This is a genomic window from Streptomyces sp. NPDC051364 (assembly GCF_040682115.1).
Taxonomy (GTDB): Bacteria; Actinomycetota; Actinomycetes; order Streptomycetales; family Streptomycetaceae; genus Streptomyces.
Genome location: NZ_JBFBAH010000036.1, coordinates 63,979 through 70,301 on the forward strand (window position 1 = coordinate 63,979; position 6,323 = coordinate 70,301).

Genomic DNA, 6,323 nt, shown 5'->3' on the forward strand with positions numbered 1-6,323 from the left:
GGCTGTTGACGCCCGCGCCACCCGGCAGCTCCGACGCGGACACCGCGACCGGGGACTACGTGTACGACGCGGCCACCCGGCTGCTCACGCGGACGTCCCACGGCGGTCTGGCGGACGACGCCGAGCTCATGGTCAGCGCGGTCGCGCCCGGCATCCATCGCGAGTCCGCACCGGAGGTCCGGCACGTCCGGAGCTCGGCGCGCCCCGCCCCGCCGGTCGTACGGCAGGTCGTCCCGCTGTTCCACTGGGACCGGCCGGCCGAGGGAGCGAGCCGGCGCCGGGGCAACGCCGTCCGGGTCTACCTGGACCGGCCCTGGTGGTCGTCCGGCCCCGGGGAACGGCTCGGTGTCGTGACCGCGCCGGGCACCGGGGATCCGGCGGAGGCGCTGCACCCGTACCTCACCATGCTGGGAACCGACCCGTCGGCCGTCTCGACCACCGTCACACCGTGGCCGCGCAGCAACGCGTTCCCCCGGGCCACCGCGTCCAGGAGCCTGGCGCCGGCCGAGGACCCCGGTGCGACGGTGACGGTCGCCGGTCATGACGTCTCCTTCGACGCTGCACGTGACCTGTGGTACAGCGACATCGAACTGCGCACCGCCGCAGGGCAGTCGCCCGCGTCCTGGTTCCCCTTCCTGCGGATGGCACTGGTGCGGTACCAGCCGGAGTCACTGGACGGCCTGTGGGTGTCCAAGACCGTCCAGGCCCCGATGGCACAGCTCAGCCCGGAACGGACCGCCACCGTGGTGCGCTCGGGCAACGTGCTCACCGTGACGGTCACCGGACCGGCCTACACCGCCACGTCGTCGGGCACCGCACGGCCCACGATCCGGGCGCTGGTGGAACAGGCTGCGCCCGCGTTCCCGGACCCCCATCTGCGTTGGGCGGAGATCAGCAAGGCCTACACGACACTCACGGCCACCGGCCCGGCGGGGAACACCACGTGGACCGGTACGGTCCCGCTGCCGGACGGGCCCTTCGCGGACGCACCGCGGCGGCTGCGGCTGACGGAGACCGAGGAGCACCTCGACGGCCATGAGAGGCTCGTCTACCTGGACTTCCTTCCGCTGTGACACGAGAGCCCGGCACCGGACGCACTGCACACCTGCACACCTGCACACCCGCTCACTCATGAAGGCTGAACCAGTGGACAAGGCACCGAACGGCGACACGAACGCGCAGATGCATGCAGAGGCGGAGGCGGGGGACGGTGACGCCATGAACCGGCTCGGCACCGAACTCATGAAGCAGGACCGCGTCGACGAGGCCGAGCGCTGGTACGCGCGCGCAGCACGGGGCGGCCATCCGAGCGGGATGTACAACCTAGGCCTCCTGCTCTGCCGCCACCGGGACAACTGCGCCGAGGCCGAGTCATGGTGGCGCCGCGCCGCCGAGGCCGGCCACGTCCGGTCCATGGTGGCCCTGGCCGATGCAATGACCAGTCGCGGCGACTCCGGGGACGCCTGGCCCTGGTACCGGCGCGCTGCCGAAGACGGCGATGCAGGAGCGGCGTTCGGACTCGCGGTCCTCCACGCCGACCAGGGCGACACGCAAGCCGCACTGGCCTGGTACCAACGCGCCGCGGACGGCGGCGACCCGCGCGCCACGTGCAACCTCGCCGTCCACCACGCCCTCCACGGCGACCCCGGTACCGAGGTGTCCTGTTCGAACAAGACCGGCCGCTTCCCCATCACCGAACGGCTGGACCGGCTCCAAGCGGCAGCGGCCGACCTGAGCAACGTCACGGTCGACTCCCACACCGGCGGCCTGCTGGTCGACTACTGCCGCCGAGCCGGAATCGACGTCGTCATCCGCGGAGTCCGTGGCGTTGCCGACCTGGACTACGAAATGCCGATGGCCCGCATGAACCACGAACTGGCCGGAGTCGACACGTTCTTCATCGCTGCGGATCCCGACCTGGCCCACATCTCCTCCACCCTCGTCACCGCGATGAGTCAACAGGAGCGTGTCCCGAATGATGATTGAGCGAGCTTCCTCCAGCAGGTGAGGGCGGCGGCGAGGGTGATGAAGGCCGCGACTGGGTTGCCCCGGCGCTCAGGCGTTCGGAGGAGGCTTTGCCCAGCTTCGGGTCGGCGTCGGCATGCCCATATTCACCGGCACCGGATCACCGGCCGGGCGCCACTGGCGTCCGTCGTTCCTGAATGCGCCGACCCGGTGCCCGGCCTGGGTCAATTCCCTCGCGAGTGCGCGGGTCGTCGTCGCACTCGCCACCGCTGCCGAGACGACGGCCCGAACGTCGCCGTGCACCAGGACACGGGCCTCGGCAGCCATCAACGGCCGACGTTCCCGTTCGTCCGGATGCGGGAACAACACCGCGCACTTCACGGCAAGTTGGTCCCGATTTTCGTCCGGGATGTGCAATCCACGACAACGATCCCCGACACGGGAAGCAACACCTTGATCACCTGCAAGCGCTTACATGAGACCATGCGCGGTTTCCCGCAGTTCGTGGCTGAAGGCGAGGGGCTGCAGCGTTTCCGGGTCCACCCGGACCTGTACCCGATGGCCGTGAGCATGAACACAACGGCCGTCTTCGGATGTCACCTGGAACTCGTACACCACGCTGGTGCGGCCGATCCGTGATATCCGGAACCGCACGCCCACGCCCCCCGTGCCCCGAATCGGCTCCTCGTATGTGACGAGGAATTCACGCACGACGAGATGGGTGTCGCAATACCGTGAGCGATCAGGATCCATGCTCCAGCCCTGTTCGTGCCAATAAGCCCCGATGGCTCGTTCGACGAAGAGTGCATGGCGCGAGTTGTGCACCATTCCCATGGGATCCAGGTCGTCGAAATGGACCTGGACCAGTCGGGTGTGTCCCGCTTCGGCGGGCAGTTCCTGCATGACCTGTTCCCCCTGCTGCCTCGTCTTCCAGGTCCGGGACGAATGGACGCCCTGCCGCAGTTGACCACGGCTGCCGGGTGGTATGCATGAGTAGCCGGTACTCAACTCGGAGGATCGCTTGCGTGCCCCGCACGCCGGTTCGATCACCGGCTACTGTGACCGGCATGCATTCGATCGAGTTTCGTGTGGCTCCCTACTCCTGCGGGGGCCAAGGTCGGGGCGAAGCGCCCTTTGTGCTGGAATTCCTGGTGGATGGGGTTCCGTTCCTGGAACTGGTACACAGGGCGGAGCTTCCCGACGCGCTCGCAGAACAGGAGGAGCCGGCCGCCGAGTTCGCACCGGACCCCTCTCCGCTGCTCGCCGGCGCGTACACATATCCGGCTCCCCTCTCCGCCCGGCACCTGCTCGGCGGCGAACCCGACCGTGTGCCCCACGGCACCGGGCGGGGAGAAACGCTGCTGTTGTCGTGCACGTGCGGAATTGACGACTGCTGGGCGTTGACGGCGCACATCACGGTCACGGACACCACCGTGACGTGGTCGGGCTTCCGCAACAATTCCCGGGACTGGAACTACGACTCCCTCGGCGTCCTGGCCTTTTCCCGCCCTCAGTACGAACAGTCGCTCCGCGCGGCCCTCGACGCCCTGCCGGCGCTCCGCTCCTGATGCGCACCCACGGACGCTTCCAGGCGCTCCGGTTCCACCGCTGAACGGCCCGACAGGCCCTGCCCGTTGCTGCGGACGCCCGGCGGCCGGACAGCCGCCGACGACACACCACACGGAGGGGTATCCCATGGAGAACGAAGCGATACGAGCCAGCCTGGACCTGCTGGACCAGGCATGCCGCCTGCCGCTGGAGGACGAGCGGCGCCGCCTGCTGGAACAGGCGGCCAGCGACCTCGTCCGGGACGGGCGGCGCCGTCGGCGTGCCGCGAGACGGGCCGTCCGGGCGGTGGCCGACGCGAAGGTGCTGGCCACCACCGCGACCGGAGCACCCGACCGGATCATGGACGCAGCACTGTCGGCCGAGACCCCGCACCGATCGGGCCTGTCCGTGCACGAGTACGTCCGGGAACACGGCGGTCCCGGTGCAGTGACCCGCCGGCCGCCGGGCCGCGCACCGGACGGCGACGGGCCGCCCAGGCTGCTCAACCGCCCACAACGCTGCTACGTCTGCAAGAACCACTACCGGCAGGTCCACCACTTCTACGGCCAGCTGTGCCCCGGCTGCGCGGACGAGAACCTCACCCGGCGCACCGCCCGGACCGATCTCACCGGCCGGTGTGCACTGCTGACCGGCGGGCGGGTCAAGATCGGCTTCCACCTGGCCCTGATGCTGCTGCGCGACGGAGCCGAACTCACCGTCACCACCCGCTTCCCCCAGGATGCGGCGAGCCGCTTCGCCGCGGCGCCGGGTGCCGCCGACTGGTGGCACCGACTGCGGATAGCCGCGCTGGACCTGCGCGACCCCAGACAGGTACTCGCCCTCACCGACCACCTGCTCGGCCAGGCCGCACCCCTGGACATCCTGGTCAACAACGCGGCCCAGACACTGCAGCGGTCCCCCCGGGCCTACCGTGCGCTGGTAGCGGCAGAGGCCGCCGCCGTCGGGAGGGCCCAGCCCTCCACCGCGCCGGAGATCTGGACCGCCCCGGGATTCACCGTTCCCGGATCGCCCGCCGCAGCACTCCCTCTGACGGCGGAACTCGCCTCGCGACCCCGGGCGTCCGGCGCCCTGACAGGCTTCCGCACTGTGACCGAAGGCGCCCTCGCCGTGGACCCGGACCCACAGGAGCGCACCGACGAGGCGGGGCTCATGCAGGAGACGGGCGACAGTAACTCCTGGACCCTGCGGCTCGGCCAGGTCGAACCGGCCGAACTGCTCGAAGTCCAGCTGGTCAACGCCGTCGCACCGTTCCTGCTCGCCGACCGCCTGCTGCCCCTGCTGGAGGCGTCGCCGCACCCGCGCCGTTACCTGATCAACGTCTCCGCCGTCGAGGGCCAGTTCGCCGCCCGCAACAAGACCAGCGGTCACCCGCACACCAACATGGCCAAGGCCGCACTCAACATGCTCACCCGTACCAGTGCGACGGACCTGGCCGCCCGAGCCATCCACACCTGCAGCGTGGACACCGGCTGGGTCACCGACGAGAAGCCGTTGCCTGCCCGGGAGCGGCACGCAGCCACGGGGTGGCGCCCGCCCCTGGACGTCATCGACGGGGCTGCGCGCATCTACCACCCCATCGTGCAGGGGCAGGCCGGCAGCCCCATCCACGGCGTCCTGCTCAAGGACTACCGCCACGTTGCCTGGTGACCTTCCCGCGGGCGGCGGCTAACTGATGGTGTCCCGGGCCCCGTTCCTCCCAAGCGCCGGTTCCCGCTGACGACGTGCCTATGGCGTGAGCCCTGGGCGTTCCGCGATGGACTTCGGCGCAGTGCCTAGGGCGAGGAGGACGGAGGCGCCCGAGAGGGCTGCCAGGACGGCAAAGAGGGTCGGATATCCGCCGAGGAGGCGGGCGAAGGCGGCGCCGACCCAAGGGGCGAGGGCCGCGGCGATGTGGGCGGGGGCGCCCAGGAGGCCGGAGAGGCGGCCGTAGTGGGTGGTGCCCCAGCGGTCGGTGACGGCGGTGGCCTGGAGGAGGGTGCATCCCCATACTCTCCGTGTAGATGCCGAGGCGGTACGCGTCCAGGAGGACGGACTTGACCTTGTCGAAGGCGTTGGACTGGTTGGCCAGGCCGGCGCCGTTGCGCTCCATGGTCCGGATGAAGCCGTCGACGACCTTGTGGTCGAAGGTGCTCATCCGGCGGCTGCCGAGGGTGGGGAGGATGTGGTGCTCGAGGAGGGACTCCATGGTGCGCAGGGAGGACTCGGCGAGGTTGCGCTGGCCAGCCTTCCATTCCGCGGCAGGCCCCAGAGGGCGAAGAGGTCGCTGCGGGGAGCGGCTTGCAGGGACGTCTCGGGGCGGCCCGGTACAGGGCGTACCAGAGCGGGTGCAGCGGGCGGAAGCGCAGCCGAGTACCGCGTCCGCCTCGGCGGTGGCCGTGCCGGGCGGTGGCCGCCCACGTCGGTGCCGGCGTGGTGCTGTGCACGCGCTCGGAGATCTGGGACGGGGCGTACACGGGGGAAGTGCTGACGACGATGATCGGCGAAGCCAAGGCCCGGGCAGCCCGAGAGCTGCTGTCCGAGCGCGGCAGCGGCCCTGAGGAGTGCCACGCCTACGGCGAGCATGTCTCCGACCCGGGGCTTCTCCGCCACCCGGTCGTCGCCGGCGAGCACCCGGACCTGCCGGCGGAGGCCGGCCTGCGCGGCCGGCACCACCTGGCGGGCGATCGCCCCGGCCTGACCCACACGCCCCCGCACAGGGGTACAGGCGGTGACGTTCGGTGAGATTCGGGCGTCGCTGAGGTGAGCCGCCCCATAGGGCCCACGTCACACACGAACCGGGATAGTAGCTC

The 6,323-nt window shown here is 70.5% G+C and carries 6 protein-coding genes and 1 pseudogene; 5 read left to right on the forward strand and 2 right to left on the reverse strand.

Annotated elements, in window-relative coordinates; translation table 11 throughout:
• The first annotated feature begins 5 nt into the window (after positions 1 to 5).
• Together AB0M76_RS37860 and AB0M76_RS37865 are read left to right on the forward strand one after the other, a co-directional pair.
• Positions 6 to 1,073, forward strand: a complete 1,068-nt coding sequence (locus AB0M76_RS37860; RefSeq protein ID WP_365957274.1) for a hypothetical protein — start codon at positions 6 to 8, stop codon at positions 1,071 to 1,073.
• Between the two features lie 58 nt (positions 1,074 to 1,131).
• Positions 1,132 to 1,986: a tetratricopeptide repeat protein gene (locus tag AB0M76_RS37865; protein WP_365957275.1), complete on the forward strand. Its 855-nt coding sequence runs from the start codon at positions 1,132 to 1,134 to the stop codon at positions 1,984 to 1,986.
• A 222-nt stretch (positions 1,987 to 2,208) separates the two neighbouring features.
• Here AB0M76_RS37865 and AB0M76_RS37870 read toward each other — a convergent pair.
• Together AB0M76_RS37870 and AB0M76_RS37875 are read right to left on the reverse strand one after the other, a co-directional pair.
• Positions 2,209 to 2,382, reverse strand: a pseudogene (locus AB0M76_RS37870) (ISAzo13 family transposase); the annotation flags it as partial.
• Positions 2,383 to 2,436: 54 nt separating this feature from the next.
• Positions 2,437 to 2,868, reverse strand: a complete 432-nt coding sequence (locus AB0M76_RS37875) for a hotdog domain-containing protein (RefSeq protein ID WP_365957276.1) — start codon at positions 2,866 to 2,868, stop codon at positions 2,437 to 2,439.
• A gap of 248 nt (positions 2,869 to 3,116) precedes the next feature.
• On the opposite strand from AB0M76_RS37875, the gene AB0M76_RS37880 reads away from it, so the two are divergent.
• From AB0M76_RS37880 to AB0M76_RS37890, 3 genes are all read left to right on the forward strand, one after another.
• Positions 3,117 to 3,533 (forward strand): hypothetical protein, encoded by a 417-nt coding sequence (locus tag AB0M76_RS37880; protein WP_365957277.1) that lies wholly within the window; start codon positions 3,117 to 3,119, stop codon positions 3,531 to 3,533.
• A gap of 127 nt (positions 3,534 to 3,660) precedes the next feature.
• The gene (locus tag AB0M76_RS37885) at positions 3,661 to 5,181 is read left to right on the forward strand and encodes an SDR family NAD(P)-dependent oxidoreductase (RefSeq protein ID WP_365957278.1); all 1,521 of its coding nucleotides are present in this window, start codon (positions 3,661 to 3,663) and stop codon (positions 5,179 to 5,181) included.
• A 738-nt stretch (positions 5,182 to 5,919) separates the two neighbouring features.
• Positions 5,920 to 6,255 carry a haloacid dehalogenase-like hydrolase gene (locus AB0M76_RS37890; protein WP_365957279.1) on the forward strand — a complete coding sequence of 112 codons (336 nt, stop codon included), beginning with the start codon at positions 5,920 to 5,922 and terminating at the stop codon, positions 6,253 to 6,255.
• The last annotated feature ends 68 nt before the right edge of the window (positions 6,256 to 6,323 follow it).